The sequence below is a fragment of the Cognatilysobacter xinjiangensis genome (assembly GCF_014651995.1).
Lineage (GTDB): Bacteria > Pseudomonadota > Gammaproteobacteria > Xanthomonadales > Xanthomonadaceae > Cognatilysobacter > Cognatilysobacter xinjiangensis.
On record NZ_BMXY01000001.1, the window covers coordinates 717,358 to 733,457 of the forward strand.

Consider the following 16,100-nt stretch of genomic DNA (forward strand, 5'->3'; position numbering starts at 1 on the left):
GTGCGCGGTCAGTAGACCGCGCACTGCATGAAGCGCACCGGCCGGCCCGAGGAGTCGGGGCTCTGGATCTGCAGTCGCGAGGCACGCAGCAGCTCGTAACGCTTCATCACCGAGCAGATCGCATCGTCGTTCGCGACCGACGGGTCGGCGAGATAGACCTGCAGCGTCGAGCGCGTCGACCACAGCGCGCGTTCGACGCCCGGCAGTTCCTTGATCTCGCGCACGATGGCCTCGCGCTCCTCGTCCTCGCTCATCGGCGCGGCGGGAGCCGGCGTGGGCGTTGCGGCAACGCGAGGCGGGGACGTCCGCGTCACGGTCGCCGGGACGTCCGCGGAATCGGCAACGGTCTCGTCTGCGAACTGCGACAGCCCGAAGCCGACCGCCAGCCCGACCGCCGTCGCCGCGGCCAATGCCGTGCCGGTGGTGCGCAGTGCTCGTGCATGGGCGCGTGCGGCGACTTCGGCATGCACGCTCGGCGGCAGCAGAGGGCCGACCAGCTTCCAAAGCTCCTCGCCGTCGACCAGTTCGACGTTGCCGGTGGCGTCCCGCGCCTGCGGCTCGACGCGGCCGGGCGTGACCACGAGGCCACCCACCGCCTGCGAGGTGCGGAACGCACGCGTGAATTCCTCGACCGAGGCGCGGGTGACGACGTGCGACAGGCCCTGACGGCAGGTCAGGATCCACGGCCGGCCGTCGCGGTAGACGTGCACTTCGCCGGCGGTGCCTCGGCGCGCCTGCTGCTCGGGCGATTCGCGCTCGAAGCCCGATGCCGCCAATGCGTCGACGACGAGGTTCGACAGCTCGCGCCAGCGCATGCCGGACAGGATCGCCAGGCCTTCGCGGGTCTCCAGGCGCGCGCGCTGGGCCTTCCAGATCCATGCGATCGAGATGGCGGCGATCAGCAGCGCAACGACGAGTCCGGCGATCAGCGCAACGGCAGGCGACATGGGCGGGCCAGGCGGGACGGGGCGAGGACTATAACCGTGGCCGCGGTGACGGTCAGCGGAAACGCTCGTTGAGCACGCGGCGGATCTCGTCCTCGATCGTGCCCTTCATCGCACCGAGCAGGAAACCGAGTTCGGCCGTGACGCGCACGGCACCCGGCTCGAGATGCACGCGGCCGTCGACGCCGCTGCGGCGGAACATCAGCGAGTCGCCCTGCCAGCCGTGCTCGACGCCGAAACGGCTCGCGAGCGTCTCGGCGATGTGCTGCACCGCCTCGCGGGCGCGATCGGCGGCGAGGGCGTGCGTGTGGCGGATGTCGATCGTGGGCATGCGGCCTCCAGGGCGGGGATCGCACGCATTGTCCGACATCGGCCGGCAACGCGGCGTCGCCATGCTAGATTCCCTGCGCGTGACCGTCCTCCGACTGCGCCCGACCGATTCCGACCGCGACCTGCTCGAATTCGAGCCGGGCGTGCACGCCATCCTGCCGTCCACGCTCGATGCGCGGCAGGCGGACGACGCGCCGATCGCGCACGTCTATGTCGACTCGCGCGGTGTCTGGCTCCAGTTGCGCGAAGGCGTGCGCGGCGTCTACGTCAACGGTCGGCCGATACGCCGCATGTCGATGCTGCGCGCGGGCGATTCCGTGTTCATGGCGGGCATCGAGTGCGTGCTGATCGGTCGTCGTCCCGACCCGGCCGGCAGCGGCACGCAGCGCTCGGAAGGCCGCGCGGTGTTGCGCGCGATCGCAGGCCGCCACCACGGGCGCTGCTTCGCGCTGGAGCGCGAATGCGTGCTCGGCCGTGCGGACGACGCCGACATTCCGATCGACGATGAGGCCATCGGCCCGCGTGAGGTGGCGTTGCATGCGACCGCCAAGGGCGTTCGTGCCACGGCCAGTACCCCGGGCGCGCCCGTCTGGGTCAACGGCCATCCGCTCACCAACGCGCTGCTGGTGCCGGGCGACCAGCTTGTCGTCGCGGGGCAGCACCGCTTCGTCGTCGAGGCCTCGCGCCCACCGCACGAGGACGAGCCGACCGGCGAGCGCCGGCCCAGCGAACGGCATGCACCGCCTGCGCAGGCACGGCGCGCCGCGCGGCGGCTGCCGTGGCTGATCGTCGCCGCGGTATTGCTCGCGGGCGCGCTCAGCCTGCTGCTGCTGTACGGCGCGGGCTGACCGGCCGCAGGCGGCGCCACAGGCGCCAGCCCAGCAGCACTGCGGCGATGGCCGCATACAGCGCGGGCTCGCGGATGTCCGACTTCACCAGCCACCAGAAGTGCAGCACGGCGAGTATCGCCACGGCGTACACCAGCCGGTGCAGCTGGCCCCAGCGACGCCCGAGTCGCCGCATCGCGCGCTGGAACGACGTCGCCGCCAGCGGGACCAGCAGCAGCCACGCGGCGAACCCGACCGTGATGTAGGGGCGCTTGGCGATCTCGGTCGCGATCTGCGACACGTCCAAGCGCAGGTCCAGCACGGCCCAGGCGGCAAAGTGCAACGTCGCGTAGAAGAACGCGTACAGCCCCAGCATGCGCCGGAAGCGCAGCAGTACCGGCTTGCCAGTGACCTGACGCAGTGGCGTCACGGCCAGGGTGACCATCAGGAAGCGGATCGCCCACAGGCCCAGGAAGTGCTCGACGGCGGCGACCGGGTCCGCGCCCAGCGCGCCGCTGCCGAGTACCAACTCCGAGCGGATCTGCCACGCGAGCCACGCCGCAGGTGCGAGCGCGAGCAGGTGGACGAGCGTCTTGGCGACGACGACGGCCGGCTCGCTACGACGCTTGCCCGCCCTCGGGGCAGGGCGGCTCAGAACCACTTCCTCAGGTCCATGCCCGCGTACAGCGATGCCACCTGGTCGCCGTAGCCGTTGAACGGCCGCGTGGCGATGCGGTCGGCGAACAGGCGCGTGGTGGTGCCGGCGATGCGTCGCTCGGTCTTCTGGCTCCAGCGCGGATGGTCGACCGCCGGATTGACGTTGGAGAAAAAGCCGTACTCGTTCGAGGCGTAGTCGTTCCAGCTGGTGAACGGGCGCTTCTCGACGAAGTCGATGCGCACGATGGACTTGATGCTCTTGAAGCCGTACTTCCAAGGCACGACCAGCCGCAGCGGCGCACCGTTCTGCTGCAGCAGCGGCTTGCCGTAAATGCCGGTGGCGAGCAGCGTCAGCGGATGCATCGCCTCGTCCATCCGCAGGCCTTCGCGATACGGCCAGTCGAGCGCCGGATAGCCAAGGCCCGGCATCTGCTTGCGGTCGGCGAGGGTGGTGAAAGCGACGAACTTCGCCTTCGACGTCGGCTCGAAGCGCTTGAGTACCGAGGCCAGCGGAACGCCGAGCCAGGGGATCACCATCGACCAGCCTTCCACGCAGCGCAGCCGGTAGACGCGCTCCTCGGGCGTCGGGCCCCTGATGAGGTCGTCCAGCGCGATGCGGCCGGGCTTCGCGCATTCTCCGCCCACGGCGACCGTCCATGGCGTCGTCCGCAGCGTGCGCGCTGCCTTGGACGGGTCCGCCTTGCCGGTGCCGAACTCGTAGAAGTTGTTGTAGTGCGTGATGTCCTGGTAGGTCGTGCGCGTCTCGGCCGTGGTGAAGCCCGAGCGCATGCGCGCGGGGTCAACGCGCACCGCGGCCGGCGCCGGCGGTGGCTCGGCGTCCGCGCAGCCGGAAAGCGCGAGTGCCGGCGCGGCGACAAGCCCGGCGACCAGTCGCCGACGGTCGCGATAGACCGCCTCGTCGGTGATTTCGCGGGCGGGGATCCTCAGGGCATCGCGCAGCGACATGGCCATCTCCGGTGGACGGTCGATTAGACGACGGCATGCATGAAAAAGTTGCAGCGCCGGGGCTGGCGGCCGTGCTGCGCTGCGGCATACTCGACCTTCACCCCGCCATCAGGTGCCCTGCGATGCCCCGCGTCTTCAACTTCAGTGCCGGCCCCGCCACCCTTCCGGACGTCGTCCTCGAGCAGGCGCGCGACGAGCTTCTGGACTGGCGCGGCGTCGGTGCCTCCATTGTCGAGCTCAGCCATCGCGGCAAGGAGTTCATGGGCGTCGCGGCCGAGGCCGAGGCCGACTTGCGCCGGCTGCTGTCGATTTCCGACGACTACGTCGTGCTGTTCCTCGCGGGCGGCGCCACCACCGCGCAGGCGCTGGTGCCGCTGAACCTCGCCAGCGCCGGCCAGCGCGCGGACTACGTCGTGACGGGGCACTGGGGCAAGACGGCGATCAAGCAGGCCAGGCCCTACGTCGACGTGAACATCGCGGCGACGAGCGAGGCCGGCGGCTTCCGCGACCTGCCCGCGCGCGCCGACTGGCAGCTGTCGCCCGACGCCGCCTACGTGCACATCACCGCGAACGAGACCATCCACGGCGTCGAGTTCCGCGACATCCCGGACGTCGGTGACGTTCCGCTGGTGGCCGACTTCAGCTCGAGCATCGCCTCCGAGCCGCTGGACGTGTCGAAGTTCGGCGTCATCTATGCCGGCGCGCAGAAGAACCTGGGCCCGGTCGGCGTGACCGTGGTGATCCTGCGTCGCAACCTGCTCGAACGCGCCGGGCAGCCGCGTGCCGACATCTTCGACTACCGCTCACACGTCAAGGGCGAGTCGATGCTCAACACGCCGCCAACGTGGAACTGGTACTTGGCCGGCCTGGTATTCAAGTGGATGCTCGCCGAAGGCGGCGTCGAGGAGTTCGCGCGACGCAACGCGCGCAAGGCCGCTGCGCTCTATGCCGCGATCGACGGCTCGGGCGGCTTCTACCGCAACGACGTGGCCGCGCCGGTGCGCTCGCGCATGAACGTTCCGTTCTTCCTGCACGACGCGTCGCTCGACAAGGCCTTCCTTGCCGAGTCCGAGGCCGCGGGCCTGATCGGCCTGAAGGGCCATCGCGCGCTCGGCGGCATGCGCGCGTCGATCTACAACGCGATGCCCGAAGCGGGCGTGCGCGCGCTGATCGGGTTCATGGACGATTTCAGGAAGCGCCACGGGTGACACCCGCCTACGACGAAGCCTGGTTCGCGGATCGCGCGGTCGCGGGCGTTCGCGGGCTGGCGGCGTACGACCCGGGCCACGACGTGGCGGCGATGCGCGAGCGCACCGAGTGGCTGGTCGAACTCGGTTCCAACGAGAACCCGTACGGCCCGTCGCCGGCCGCGCGCGCCGCGGTGCTCGATGCGCTTCACGGGATGCATCGCTATCCGGACCCGCGCGGCACCCGCCTCAAGCACGCACTGGCCGCGCTGCACGGCGTCGAGCCCGCGTGCATCCTGCTCGGCAACGGGTCGCACGAGCTGCTGATGCAGTTCGCGCAGGCTTTCGCCGGCGCGGGCGACGACGTCGTCTATCCGCGATACGGCTTCGCCGTGTTCGCGCTGGCGACGCAGGCGGCGGGCGCGAACGCGCGCGTTGCGCCGGCGCTGCCGGTGGAATCGGCCATGCCGCTGGGTCACGACGGCGATGCGCTGCTTGCGGCCATCACGCCCGCCACGCGGCTGCTCTACATCGCCAATCCGAACAATCCGACCGGTACGTGGATCGATGCGGCGACGCTGCAGCGGTTCGTCGCCGCTGTCCCGCCGGAGGTCATCGTCGTGGTGGACGAGGCCTATGCCGAACTCGCGGACGCACCGGACTACCGGAGCGCGCTCGCGCTGACGGCCGCGCACGGCAACCTCGTCGTCACCCGAACCTTCAGCAAGGCGTATGCGCTCGCGGGGCTGCGCTGCGGCTACGCGATCGCGGCGTCAGGCTTCGTGGCCGTGATGGAGCGGCTGCGCGAGAGCTTCAATGTCAATTCGGCCGCGCTGGCGGCCTGCGAGGCGGCGCTCGGCGATGCTGCGCATCTCGAATGGAGCCGCGCGCGCAATGCGGAGCAGCGCACCGTGCTCGGCGATGCGCTGTCGCGCCGCGGCCTGCGGGTGCTGCCGTCGCAGACGAATTTCCTGCTGGTCGGGCTCGGCGAGCGCGCGCCGGCGATCGAGGCGCACCTGCTGCAGCGCGACGTGGTCCTGCGCCCGATGGGCGGCTACGGGCTGCACGGCTGGACGCGCATCACCGTCGGCAGCGCCGATGAGAACCGCCGCCTGCTCGCGGCGCTGGACGAGGTGCTGGCATGAGCCTGGATTGGATCGCACGTCGCGGCGGACCGCTGCGCGGACGCGTGCGTGTGCCGGGCGACAAGTCGATCTCGCACCGCGCGATCATGTTCGCGGCGCTGGCCGAAGGCACCAGTCGCATCACCGGTTTCCTCGAAGGCGAGGATACGCGTGCCACCGCGCGCGTGTTCGAACAGCTCGGCGTGCGCATCGAAGCAGCGTCGCCGAGCGAGCGCATCGTGCACGGGGTCGGGCTCGACGGCCTGCGCGCATCCGCGTCGCCGCTCGACTGCGGCAACGCCGGCACCGGCATGCGGCTGCTCGCGGGCCTGCTTGCCGGGCAGTCGTTCGACAGCGTGCTGGTGGGCGACGAATCGCTGTCGCGACGGCCGATGCGCCGCGTCACCGAGCCGCTGGCGCGCATGGGCGCGCGCATCGAAACGGCGGACGGCGGCCTGCCACCGCTGCGCATCGAGGGTGGTGCAGCCCTGAACGGCATCGATTTCGATTCCCCGGTGGCCAGCGCACAGGTGAAATCGGCCGTGCTGCTCGCGGGCCTGTACGCGGACGGCCGCACCAGCGTCGTCGAGCCGCGCCCGACGCGCGACTACACCGAGCGTATGCTGCGTGCATTCGGCGCCGACATCGAGTTCGCGCCGGGCCGTGCAAGCCTCATGGGCCGGCCGCGCCTGCGCGCCGTCGACGTGCATGTGCCGTCCGACTTCTCGTCGGCCGCGTTCTTCATTGTCGCCGCATGCGTGGTCCCCGGCTCGGATCTCGTCATCGAGGGCGTGGGCATGAACCCGCGCCGCACGGGCCTGCTCGACGCGCTGCGGCTGATGGGCGCCGACATCGAGGTCGGCTCGCCGCGCGAGGAAGGCGGTGAGCCGGTGGCCGACCTGCGCGTGCGGGCCAGCGAGCTGCGCGCCATCGAGGTGCCGGCCGAGGTCGTGCCCGACATGATCGACGAGTTCCCGGCGCTGTTCGCCGCCGCGGCCTGTGCCACGGGCACCACCGTCGTGCGTGGCGCCGAGGAACTTCGCGTCAAGGAATCGGACCGCATCGCTGCGATGGCCACCGCCCTGCGTGCACTGGGCATTGCCGTCACGGAGACCCCCGACGGCGCGCTGATCCAAGGCGGGCAGACGCACGGCGGGCGCGTCGACAGCCTGGGCGATCACCGCATCGCGATGAGCCTGGCGGTGCTCGCGCAGCGCGCGGAACGGGATGTGTCGATCGGCGACGTGGCCAATGTCGCCACTTCGTTCCCCGGATTCGTCGAACTCGCGAACGGGAGCGGAATGGCGCTGGCGGTCAGTCGCCCAGATTGAAGTCGATCGGCACGATCACCTGGCCGACCGTCGGCTGGCCGCCCGCCATCGCGGGCTCGAAGCGCCAACGGCGCACCGCCTGCATCGCGGCGCGGTCCAGGTCGCGCGAGCCGCTGGACTGGGCGAGCGAGGTCGACGTCGGCACGCCGTCCGGCCCGATGTAGACGACCACCAGCACGGTCCCGCGCTCGCCCGAGCGCAAGGCGCGCGGCGGGTAATCCGGCGGCGGCGTCTGGCCGGGGATCGGGCGTGGTTTGCGATCGACCGCCGACGACGCGACGGGCGCTTCCGGCTGCGCCTGCGCGACGGGCGCGGGGGCGGGGCGGGGCGCGGGCCGCTCGACCGGGCGCGGCTCCGGCGGCGGCGGTTCCAGCGGCCCGATGCCGGCGCCGCTATCACCTGCGATGGGCGCCGGCAGTGGCGCGTAATCCGGCTGGGACGTTGCCGGTGGCACGCCGCCCGCGCGGAAGAACGCATTGTCGCGATGGCTGCGCATGGCGATCACGAACAGCACCAGCCCGACGCCGAAGGCCAGCAGCGCCCACAACCACGTGCGCCGCGACGGCTTCCATTGCGACGGCGGCCGGGGAGCGGGCGGGGGCGTGGGATCGGGCGTCGCCATGCGTGTCGGTTCCATTGGTAGATGTTCGCAGCGCGCCCGTCGACGCGCCGGGAAGAGCGCGAACCACGCGCTGCGGTGATAATGCCCGTCTTTCCCCGCTCGACGAACCCGCCATGCTCGATCCGGTCCTCCTGCGCCAGCGTCCCGCCGAAATCGCCGAACGCCTCAAGGCCACGCGTGGCTACGCGCTCGATGCCGCCGTGCTGGAGTCGCTCGAGAGCGAGCGCAAGCAGATCCAGACGCGCACGCAGGAGCTGCAGAACCTTCGCAACACGCGCAGCAAGGCGATCGGGCAGGCCAAGGCGAAGGGCGAGGACGTTGCACCGCTGATGGCGGAAGTGGCCGGCATCGCCGACGAGCTCAAGGCCAGCGAGTCGCGACTCGAGACGATCCGCGACGAGATCGAGGCCATCGCGAGCGGCATCCCGAACCTGCCGCAGGATTCGGTGCCGCCGGGCGAGGACGAGAGCGGCAACGTCGAGCAGCACCGCTGGGGCACGCCGCGCAGCTTCGACTTCAAAGTGCTGGATCACGTCGAGCTCGGTGCGCGCAACGGTTGGCTCGATGGCGACACGGCGGCCAAGCTGTCGGGAGCGCGCTTCACGGTGCTGCGCGGCCCGCTGGCGCGCCTGCACCGCGCGCTCGCGCAGTTCATGCTCGACCTGCACACGGGCGAGCACGGCTACCTCGAAGTCAACGTGCCGGTGATCGTCAACGCCGACTCGATGCGCGGCACCGGCCAGTTGCCGAAGTTCGAGGAAGACCTCTTCTCCACCGCGGTCGGCGACTCGAAGCGCTACCTGATCCCCACGTCGGAAGTGCCGCTGACCAACATCGTGCGCGACGAGATCGTGGAAGACGCCCAGCTGCCGCTGCGCATGTCCGCGCATTCGATGTGCTTCCGCGCCGAGGCCGGCAGCCATGGCCGCGACACGCGCGGCATGATCCGCCAGCACCAGTTCGAGAAGGTCGAGCTCGTGTCCATCGCGCGCCCAGAGGAGAGCGACGCCGAGCACGAGCGCATGACGCGCTGCGCCGAGGTCGTCCTCGAGCGCCTGGGCCTGCCGTACCGTCGCATGCTGCTGTGCAGCGGCGACATGGGCTTCTCGGCGTCCAAGACCTTCGACCTGGAGGTCTGGCTGCCGTCGCAGGACACCTATCGCGAGATCTCGTCCTGCTCGAACTGCGACGCCTTCCAGGCCCGCCGCATGCAAGCCCGCTGGCGCAATCCGGCGACCGGCAAGCCGGAGCCCGTGCACACGCTCAACGGCTCGGGCGTCGCCGTCGGCCGCGCGATGATCGCGGTGATGGAGAACTACCAGCAGGCCGACGGCAGCATCGTCGTGCCCGAGGTGTTGCGCCCGTACATGGGCGGCGTCGACGTCCTGCGCTGAGCGTCCGCTGGCACCCGATGAAAAGGCCCGCTCGTCGAGCGGGCTTTTTTCTGTCCGCGGCTCAGGCTGCGCGGGACAGCGGCTCGCGCAGGCCGGCCATGGCCGCTTCGATCGCCGCCGCGCGGCGTTCGGGCGAGATGGACACGCCGTCCGCACGGACGAAGCGCAGTGCGCGCACGCCCAGGAAGCCGAAGATGAAACGCAGGTAGGGCTCGATGAAGTCGGTCGGCTGGCCCGCGTGGTCGCCGCCGGCCGCGATCGCCACGATCACGGTCTTGTCGGGGACCAGGCCCTCCGGGCCGGCCTCGGTGTAGCGGAACGTCTTGCCGGCGACGGTGATCCGGTCGATCCATGCCTTCAGCGCCGACGGGATCGCGAAGTTGTACATCGGTGCGCCGATCACCACGGTGTCGGCGGCGAGGAACTCCTCCAGCACGGCGGCCGACTCGGCTGCCGCCGCTTCGTTGCCGAACGTCGCCGAGGACAGGTGGGGCAAGGCGTCGGTGTCGAGGTCCCGGCGCAGCACCTCGACCGCCGGGTTTGCGCGCCGCTGCTGCTCGACGATGGCGGCCGTGATCTGGCGGCTGACGGAATTGGCGCCGAGGGCGCTGGAGTCGAGGTGGAGGAGCTTCATGGATTGTCCTGTCTGCGGCATGGCCGGGGTGCAGGAAACCTATGGCGTTGCAGAAATAGAATTAAGGTAGTCTAATGTCACGTACCGTTGCGGGCATGGAACTGTCGTCATGAACGATCTGAATGACCTGTACTACTTCGCCGCCGTCGTCGAGCACTCCGGCTTCGCCGCCGCCGAACGCGCGCTCGGCATCCCGAAGTCGCGCCTGAGCCGACGCATCAGCCAGCTCGAGAACGATCTCGGCGTGCGTCTCTTGCAGCGCTCGACGCGCCGCTTCGCCGTCACCGACGTCGGCCAGAGCGTGTACCGCCATGCGCAGTCCATGCTCGAAGAAGCCAAGGCCGCGCGCGAGGTGGTCGATCGCCTGAGCGCCGAGCCGCGCGGCGTGATCCGCGTCAGCGTGCCGGTCGGCATCGCGCAGCAGCACATGCCCAAGCTGCTGCCGGAATTCCTCGCGCTGTACCCGCAGGTGCGCGTGCAGATGCACATCAGCAACCGGCGCGTGGACGTCATCAACGAAGGCTTCGACGTTGCGCTGCGCGTACGCACCAAGCTCGACGACGACGGCAGCCTGGTGATGCGCAGCTTCGGCCAGATCCAGGAGCTGCTCGTCGCCAGCCCGCAGTACCTCAAGCGCATGGGGCGCCCGCAGACGCCGGATGAGCTCACCGAGCACGTCACCATGTCGATGAGCGAGGACGAGGCGCGCCAGCGCTGGGAGCTGCACGGCCGCAACGGCGAGGTGCGTCGCATGGAACTCAAGCCCCGCATCATGGGCTTCGACTTCCCGATGCTGATGCAGCTCGCGAAGCAGGGCATCGGCATCACGCTGCTGCCGGAGACGATCTGCGCCGAGGCCGTGCGCACCGGCGAGCTCGAGGTGGTGCTGCCCGACTGGCGCCTGCCGCAGGGCATCTTCCACGCGGTGTTCGCCTCGCGTCGCGGCATGCTGCCGGCCGTGCGCGTCTTCATCGACTTCCTGGCCGAACGCGCGCCGGCAATGGTCGAATCCGCGCGGCTGCAGTGCTCCGAGATCCATGGTCGCCCGTGCACCGAGTCGATGGAGCTCGCGACCCGCGGCGTGCAGGTCGCAACCGCCTGAGTCCATGCGACAATCCGGCGCCGCGCAATGCGGCGCCGTTCCGACGGCGTGCCACGGAGAGGTGGCCGAGTGGTTTAAGGCAGCGGTCTTGAAAACCGCCGAAGGGTCAAACCTTCCGTGGGTTCGAATCCCACCCTCTCCGCCAAATTCAAGGGTTTAGGGGCTTGCAAGCCTCCGCCGGCCGGTCCATGGTTGTCCCCGTTGGGACACTTTGGGACAGCGAGTGGCGACCTTCGAGAAGCGAGTCGGCAAGACGGGAAAGACGACCTGGCGCGTTCGCGTGCGTCGTCAGTCCGGCCCGTGGCTGACCAAGTCGTTTGCGAGAAAAATCGAGGCTGAGGCGTGGGCGCGATCCATCGAGCACAAGCTCGACACGGGCGAGAGCGTGCCGTCATCGGAAGCCCGCAAGCGCACGCTTGGCGATGCGATCGACCGCTACCTGCAGGTCACGCTCCCGCAGTCGAAGTTCCAGAAGAACACCCGCGAGCAGACGCGGATGCTGACGTGGTGGAAAGAGGAACTCGGCAGCCGCCCGCTGGTAACCGTTACCGCGTCGACCATCGCCGAGGTTCGCGACCGAATCGCGCTCGAGAAGACGCGCACGGGCAAGGTCCGGTCGGGCGCCACCGTAAATCGCCGCATTGCTGCGCTGTCGGCTGTGCTGACGGTCGCCGTGAAGGAATACGGCTGGATCCCGAAGAATCCGGTTCCCAACGTCACGCGGATGCCGGACAGCAAGGCGCGCGAGCGCTTCCTCTCCGAGACCGAGCGCCGCGACCTGCTGGCCTGCTGCGACGTCTCCGACCTCAAGCTATTGGGCCCGCTGGTTCGCCTCGCGCTGGCCACTGGCGCGCGCAAGGGCGAGCTGCTGGGCCTGCAGTGGCAGCACGTCGACCTCGATCGCCGAACGGTGCGCTTCCTGGACACCAAGAACGGCGAGTCCCGAACGGTCCCGCTCGCGCCGGCCGCGGTGGAAGTGCTGCGCCAGTGGAAGGCAGGGCGCCTACCTGTCGGCGCGGTATTCCCGGAGACGGTGGACGTCGTCGACAAATACTGGCGCGAGGCCCGCGGGGACGCTGGCCTGACCGACTTCCGATTCCACGACCTGAGGCACTCAGCGGCGAGCTACCTCGCGATGAGCGGCGCGTCGCTGATGGATATTGCGGCCATCCTCGGACACAAAACACTCGCCATGGTGAAGCGCTACAGCCACCTGAGCGAGCAGCACACGACCGCAGCGGTCGATCGAATGGCCGAGCGGTTCCTCGGCTAAAGCGGCGGAACCGAGTGCGCTAACACTCGGCCCGCCTTCCACAACCGTCTGATAGGGGACGACCATGGCGGCAACGATTATCGCCTTTCCAAAGCAGCGCCGCGCTGAAGACGACTTTGTCCGTACGGTTCGCACGGACGACGAGTTGGCCTTTCTCCGCCACAACTCGGATGCGGAGCTGCGATCCTGCTATCGCAACATGCAGGACGCGTTCGCGCGGTATCAGGCGTCGAGGGCTCGGAAGTGAGCGCGCAGATTCTTAGGTTCCCGGCACGGCAGCAGCCGGACGTTGAACGCCAGCGCAAGCTTGCACTTGAGGCACGCGAAGACCGCCTGCTGCGGCGTCTCGAGGAAATGATCGCGGCTGTCATGCGCGGCGAACATCAGGACACCGAATCCGACGACGTAGATGCGCGTCTCGCGCGGGCGATTGCTAACGCGATAGAGCGCGCGCCTCGCAAGCAGTGACTGTCTAATCCGCGCCTAGGCTGATCCCCGAAAAGCCGGTTACCCCACCGGCTCGGCGCGGCTCTCTAACGGGGGCGCAGGGGTGCGCGTCGTGGCACAAGGGAAAACTCGCTATCTAGATGTGGTGCCGTGCAGCGCCAGGCGAGTCTTTGAAGACCCTCGTTACAAGGATTCCGTTGCCGCGGAGACGTGGCAAGTTGCTCCGAGGCTTGTAACCGATGACCGCATGCGGTCGGTCTGGGTGATGATTGAGCGCGCCGCGGGGGCGCCGGGTGGCTACTTCGGGTCGGACTGGGCAGTCACCTTCCTGCTCGGTGCACTGTATGCATTCGATCGTGCCGCCACTGATGACCCTTGGGAGCAGAAGACGCAGCGGGAGCGCCGGGAGTGGATGGCAAAGATGGATGCCGCGGTTGATGTGCTGGAATCACTCGCCACTGAAGGTCCCGCACCGGCCGAGGCTCTACCGTTTCCGGTGCTACGCGACCTGCTGAGAAAGCTGGGCGTCGGTGTCCGCGGCGTTGCGCCGAATGGAACTGCCTATTCGGAAGGGTCCAATACGGTGGACCACAGTCAGCTCTGGGACCTGTCCAGAAATGAATGGTCGATCCCAGAAGCGCTCAGACACTATCGCGAGCAGTGCCATAGATCGTGGATTGAGCAGCCTCTGAGCAAGCCACGAGACATAAAGGCTCCGAGGGCACGCTTCATCATCAATCTGTCTGATTGGCTAGTGTCGAACTACGGGGCGCCGCTGCAGGACGCTATAGCGACGACCGCGGAGGTGATGTTCGACGACGACGCCATCAATGTTCGACTGGTTCGTCGACTAACCACCGGACGGTAACCGGCAGGATTTTTCCGGCGCCGGAGAAAATCCTGCCTCTTACGCGAATACTCCAGCGGACAACCTGCACCTACAGCAACGGGCATACCGCCCAACACAGTAGGAGCAGGCAGTGGCACGCAGGCTACAGACGGTTTCTCAGTTCGCTGCGGAGCGAGGCTTCACGGAGCCCTCGATTCGCTGGTGGATCTTCAACGCGGCGGCGAACGGCATGCAAGCGCTCGGCGTCGTCATGCGGATCGGGCGCCGCGTCTATATCGACCCCGAGAAGTTCGACGCTTGGCTGGAGGCGCAGCAGCCTCAGGCTGGTGCCGCGTGACAGGGGCGGATGCTCTGCGCGCCTATCAGGCCCTCTATCAGCCCTCGGCTGAGCAGTTGCGCCGTTACCTGCCCGAGCTGGGCGAAAGTCTCGCGGCGCAGCTTGACGAGCTTCACAAGCGTCCCTGCGCCGATCGATGCGACCGCCTCGCCGTGAACCTCGAGGGCGCACTCCTGCACGTCCGCCGTTACCGCGAGCGCCTCCTAGTCGAAGGGGAGGGGCATGGCGAATGAGCGCGCAAACGTGGTGCCCCTCGCCAGCCCTGCGCCGGCGCGGAAGCCCGTCGTCGGTTTCGCCCGGGCCGACTCCATCCAGATCCAGCCGATCGACTGGCTGATCGACGGATGGATCGCAAAGGACTCGCTCGCTGGCCTCGTCGGTCCCTCCGGGTCGTGCAAAAGCTTCCTGGCGATCGATTGGGCCTGCCGGGTCGCCACGGGCACGCCGTGGAATGGGTGCGACGTGCAGCGCGGTGCGGTGTTCGTCATCGCAGGCGAGGGCAGGAACGGGCTCCGCAAGCGCATCGAAGGCTGGTCGTTCCACACGGGCGTCTCGATCGAGGGCGCGCCGCTTTTCATCGCGTCGACCATGCCGCCGCTCGCGGACGGCTTTGGTGGGGTGCACGTCATCGCCGAGATCGAGGAGCTGACGGACGAGCTGTTCTTCAACTGCGGTGGCATCGAGCCGTCCCTGATCGTGATCGACACCGTTGCACGTGCGATGGCCGGGAAGAACGAGAACAGCGCCCAGGACGTTGGCGAGCTGATCGCTTGCATGGACCTGCTGCGAGACCGCTGGGGCGCCACGGTGCTGGCGGTGCATCACACGGGACACGACGCCTCAGGCCGTGCGCGCGGGTCCAGCAGCTTCTATGCCGCGCTCGACAGCGAGGTACTGATGAAGCCGCGGGCCAACGCGCTGGAGCTGAAGCAGACCAAGGCGAAGGACTGGCAGCCACCGCACCCGATCCTGCTCAAGCCGTCGCCTGTGTTCGTGACTGTGCCCGGCACCGACACGCAGACCACGACGCTGGTGCTGATGAATGGTGGAAAGGCCGAGCGTCCGGCAGACCGAGACGGCGCTGTGCGTGAGCTGCGCGAGCAGGGGCTCAGCGTGCGGGCGATCGGCAAGGAGCTGGAGATGTCCAAGTCTGCTGTCGAGCGTGCGCTCAAGCGGCTTGGCGAGGAGGTCGAGCCATGAGTCGAATCGGCGTCTCGGACCACTGTCCCACGTCCCCTGTCTCTAGACAGGGGAGCGGGACGGGACAGTTGGGTGTCTCGCGGGACAGCGTGTCCCGGGACAGCGTGGGACAAGCGGGACAGGTCCGACTTTCAGTTTTGGAGATGCGAAAAAATGACTTGGCGGGCGGCTTCCGCCGTCTCGGTCGTGGACTTCCGACCCGCCCAGGGTGGGGGAAGAGTTCACAGCCCTTGCGGACGGACACCGCCGCCGAAGGTTTCTACGTGCATCCCCAATTCAAAAGACGACCCCCCTCGGGAGGGGTGAGAGCTAAGTCTGGCGCGGCTTTCGGGTACACCGCGCCGACCATCGCTTTGTGCCAAACCCTAACAATTTTCTTTTCCCGCCATGGGCGCCACTAAGCGAGTCGCCTGCGATGTCTGCGGCCATCCGATCGGCCAGCCGGCCACCGGTCGAGCCCGTCGCTACTGCTGCAGCGCCTGCCGAGTCAAAGCCTGGCGCAACCGAAACATCATCCGCGCCGCCCTGCACGAGATCAGGTCGGCCATGTCTGAGGAGACACCCAATGTCGGAACACCCGGAAGCCCGAGCCTTTGTGACCGCTGCGGGCGCGCTTTGCGAGACGCTGGTGCAGGAACTGACGCGACAGCACCCGGAGATGGCGCAAGGCGTCTGCCAAGCGTTGGAGAACGGTCATCGAATGCTGATCGCGATGGAGTGTGACGCTGCGGGTACGCGCGTCGGCCTGTGCACGGTCGACGACTACCAGAAGCTGCGATGGGTAATCGCTGTGCCGTCGAAACCGCCTTCGGGCAGCGTTTCGTCACTCGCGCATTGAGTTTTGTATCACCAGCGCGTTGAGCATCTGCAGCTCG

General features: G+C 68.6%; 18 protein-coding genes and 1 tRNA gene. 13 read left to right on the forward strand and 6 right to left on the reverse strand.

All coding sequences use genetic code 11. The features are described 5' to 3' along the window. Window positions 1-8: 8 nt before the first annotated feature. Together IE066_RS03360 and IE066_RS03365 are read right to left on the reverse strand one after the other, a co-directional pair. Window positions 9-947, reverse strand: a complete 939-nt coding sequence (locus tag IE066_RS03360) for a restriction endonuclease (protein WP_189446944.1) — start codon at window positions 945-947, stop codon at window positions 9-11. Window positions 948-999: 52 nt separating this feature from the next. After that, a complete protein-coding gene (locus IE066_RS03365) occupies window positions 1,000-1,275 on the reverse strand; it encodes a polyhydroxyalkanoic acid system family protein (RefSeq protein ID WP_189446945.1) in 276 nt (91 codons plus the stop codon). Window positions 1,276-1,336: 61 nt separating this feature from the next. Between IE066_RS03365 and IE066_RS03370 the strand changes: the two genes are divergently transcribed. Further along, window positions 1,337-2,122 carry an FHA domain-containing protein gene (locus IE066_RS03370; RefSeq protein WP_189446946.1) on the forward strand — a complete coding sequence of 262 codons (786 nt, stop codon included), beginning with the start codon at window positions 1,337-1,339 and terminating at the stop codon, window positions 2,120-2,122. On the opposite strand, the gene IE066_RS03375 is transcribed toward IE066_RS03370, so the two are convergent. Together IE066_RS03375 and msrP are read right to left on the reverse strand one after the other, a co-directional pair. Beyond that, window positions 2,091-2,756: a protein-methionine-sulfoxide reductase heme-binding subunit MsrQ gene (locus tag IE066_RS03375; RefSeq protein ID WP_229790726.1), complete on the reverse strand. Its 666-nt coding sequence runs from the start codon at window positions 2,754-2,756 to the stop codon at window positions 2,091-2,093. The two genes, IE066_RS03370 and IE066_RS03375, sit on opposite strands and share 32 nt — an antisense overlap. Further along, window positions 2,753-3,724, reverse strand: a complete 972-nt coding sequence (gene msrP / locus IE066_RS03380; RefSeq protein WP_189446948.1) for a protein-methionine-sulfoxide reductase catalytic subunit MsrP — start codon at window positions 3,722-3,724, stop codon at window positions 2,753-2,755. The genes IE066_RS03375 and msrP overlap by 4 nt, the downstream gene beginning before the upstream one ends. A gap of 122 nt (window positions 3,725-3,846) precedes the next feature. Here msrP and serC point away from each other — a divergent pair, with 122 nt between their 5' ends. The 3 genes from serC to aroA are packed head-to-tail and all read left to right on the forward strand — an operon-like array spanning window position 3,847 to window position 7,366. Continuing rightward, window positions 3,847-4,932: a 3-phosphoserine/phosphohydroxythreonine transaminase gene (gene serC, locus IE066_RS03385; RefSeq protein ID WP_189446949.1), complete on the forward strand. Its 1,086-nt coding sequence runs from the start codon at window positions 3,847-3,849 to the stop codon at window positions 4,930-4,932. Further along, window positions 4,929-6,056 carry a histidinol-phosphate transaminase gene (hisC, locus tag IE066_RS03390; protein WP_189446950.1) on the forward strand — a complete coding sequence of 376 codons (1,128 nt, stop codon included), beginning with the start codon at window positions 4,929-4,931 and terminating at the stop codon, window positions 6,054-6,056. The genes serC and hisC overlap by 4 nt, the downstream gene beginning before the upstream one ends. Then, window positions 6,053-7,366, forward strand: a complete 1,314-nt coding sequence (gene aroA / locus IE066_RS03395; RefSeq protein WP_189446951.1) for a 3-phosphoshikimate 1-carboxyvinyltransferase — start codon at window positions 6,053-6,055, stop codon at window positions 7,364-7,366. The genes hisC and aroA overlap by 4 nt, the downstream gene beginning before the upstream one ends. On the opposite strand, the gene IE066_RS03400 is transcribed toward aroA, so the two are convergent. Then, window positions 7,350-7,988 (reverse strand): energy transducer TonB, encoded by a 639-nt coding sequence (locus IE066_RS03400; protein ID WP_189446952.1) that lies wholly within the window; start codon window positions 7,986-7,988, stop codon window positions 7,350-7,352. The two genes, aroA and IE066_RS03400, sit on opposite strands and share 17 nt — an antisense overlap. 113 nt (window positions 7,989-8,101) lie before the next feature. Here IE066_RS03400 and serS point away from each other — a divergent pair, with 113 nt between their 5' ends. Further along, window positions 8,102-9,382, forward strand: a complete 1,281-nt coding sequence (gene serS / locus IE066_RS03405) for a serine--tRNA ligase (protein ID WP_189446953.1) — start codon at window positions 8,102-8,104, stop codon at window positions 9,380-9,382. Window positions 9,383-9,443: 61 nt separating this feature from the next. On the opposite strand, the gene IE066_RS03410 is transcribed toward serS, so the two are convergent. Next, a complete protein-coding gene (locus tag IE066_RS03410; protein WP_189446954.1) occupies window positions 9,444-10,016 on the reverse strand; it encodes an FMN-dependent NADH-azoreductase in 573 nt (190 codons plus the stop codon). Between the two features lie 109 nt (window positions 10,017-10,125). Here IE066_RS03410 and IE066_RS03415 point away from each other — a divergent pair, with 109 nt between their 5' ends. The 8 genes from IE066_RS03415 (at window position 10,126) to IE066_RS03450 (ending at window position 16,063) form a co-directional block, all read left to right on the forward strand. Then, on the forward strand, window positions 10,126-11,118 hold the full coding sequence (locus IE066_RS03415; RefSeq protein ID WP_189446955.1) for a LysR family transcriptional regulator: 993 nt from the start codon (window positions 10,126-10,128) through the stop codon (window positions 11,116-11,118). 55 nt (window positions 11,119-11,173) lie between these two features. Beyond that, window positions 11,174-11,263, forward strand: a tRNA-Ser gene (locus IE066_RS03420). Window positions 11,264-11,341: 78 nt separating this feature from the next. Next, the gene (locus IE066_RS03425; RefSeq protein ID WP_189446956.1) at window positions 11,342-12,391 is read left to right on the forward strand and encodes a tyrosine-type recombinase/integrase; all 1,050 of its coding nucleotides are present in this window, start codon (window positions 11,342-11,344) and stop codon (window positions 12,389-12,391) included. Between the two features lie 243 nt (window positions 12,392-12,634). Then, window positions 12,635-12,859 (forward strand): hypothetical protein, encoded by a 225-nt coding sequence (locus tag IE066_RS03430; RefSeq protein ID WP_189446957.1) that lies wholly within the window; start codon window positions 12,635-12,637, stop codon window positions 12,857-12,859. Window positions 12,860-13,085: 226 nt separating this feature from the next. Then, window positions 13,086-13,706, forward strand: coding sequence for a hypothetical protein (locus IE066_RS03435; RefSeq protein WP_189446958.1), 621 nt, complete (start codon window positions 13,086-13,088; stop codon window positions 13,704-13,706). Between the two features lie 112 nt (window positions 13,707-13,818). Further along, window positions 13,819-14,025 carry a DNA-binding protein gene (locus IE066_RS03440; RefSeq protein ID WP_189446959.1) on the forward strand — a complete coding sequence of 69 codons (207 nt, stop codon included), beginning with the start codon at window positions 13,819-13,821 and terminating at the stop codon, window positions 14,023-14,025. A 222-nt stretch (window positions 14,026-14,247) separates the two neighbouring features. Continuing rightward, window positions 14,248-15,225: an AAA family ATPase gene (locus IE066_RS03445; RefSeq protein WP_189446960.1), complete on the forward strand. Its 978-nt coding sequence runs from the start codon at window positions 14,248-14,250 to the stop codon at window positions 15,223-15,225. A 565-nt stretch (window positions 15,226-15,790) separates the two neighbouring features. Next, window positions 15,791-16,063, forward strand: coding sequence for a hypothetical protein (locus IE066_RS03450; protein ID WP_189446961.1), 273 nt, complete (start codon window positions 15,791-15,793; stop codon window positions 16,061-16,063). The last annotated feature ends 37 nt before the right edge of the window (window positions 16,064-16,100 follow it).

Coding starts and splice junctions, on each gene's coding strand:
- IE066_RS03450 (WP_189446961.1), top strand. CDS start 15,791: ATGTCGGAACACCCGGAAGCCCGAGCCTTTGTGACCGCTGCGGGCGCG.
- msrP (WP_189446948.1), bottom strand. CDS start 3,724: ATGTCGCTGCGCGATGCCCTGAGGATCCCCGCCCGCGAAATCACCGAC.
- IE066_RS03360 (WP_189446944.1), bottom strand. CDS start 947: ATGTCGCCTGCCGTTGCGCTGATCGCCGGACTCGTCGTTGCGCTGCTG.
- IE066_RS03370 (WP_189446946.1), top strand. CDS start 1,337: ATGCTAGATTCCCTGCGCGTGACCGTCCTCCGACTGCGCCCGACCGAT.
- serC (WP_189446949.1), top strand. CDS start 3,847: ATGCCCCGCGTCTTCAACTTCAGTGCCGGCCCCGCCACCCTTCCGGAC.
- IE066_RS03415 (WP_189446955.1), top strand. CDS start 10,126: ATGAACGATCTGAATGACCTGTACTACTTCGCCGCCGTCGTCGAGCAC.
- IE066_RS03400 (WP_189446952.1), bottom strand. CDS start 7,988: ATGGCGACGCCCGATCCCACGCCCCCGCCCGCTCCCCGGCCGCCGTCG.
- IE066_RS03435 (WP_189446958.1), top strand. CDS start 13,086: ATGCGGTCGGTCTGGGTGATGATTGAGCGCGCCGCGGGGGCGCCGGGT.
- IE066_RS03410 (WP_189446954.1), bottom strand. CDS start 10,016: ATGAAGCTCCTCCACCTCGACTCCAGCGCCCTCGGCGCCAATTCCGTC.
- IE066_RS03365 (WP_189446945.1), bottom strand. CDS start 1,275: ATGCCCACGATCGACATCCGCCACACGCACGCCCTCGCCGCCGATCGC.
- serS (WP_189446953.1), top strand. CDS start 8,102: ATGCTCGATCCGGTCCTCCTGCGCCAGCGTCCCGCCGAAATCGCCGAA.
- IE066_RS03445 (WP_189446960.1), top strand. CDS start 14,248: ATGGCGAATGAGCGCGCAAACGTGGTGCCCCTCGCCAGCCCTGCGCCG.
- aroA (WP_189446951.1), top strand. CDS start 6,053: ATGAGCCTGGATTGGATCGCACGTCGCGGCGGACCGCTGCGCGGACGC.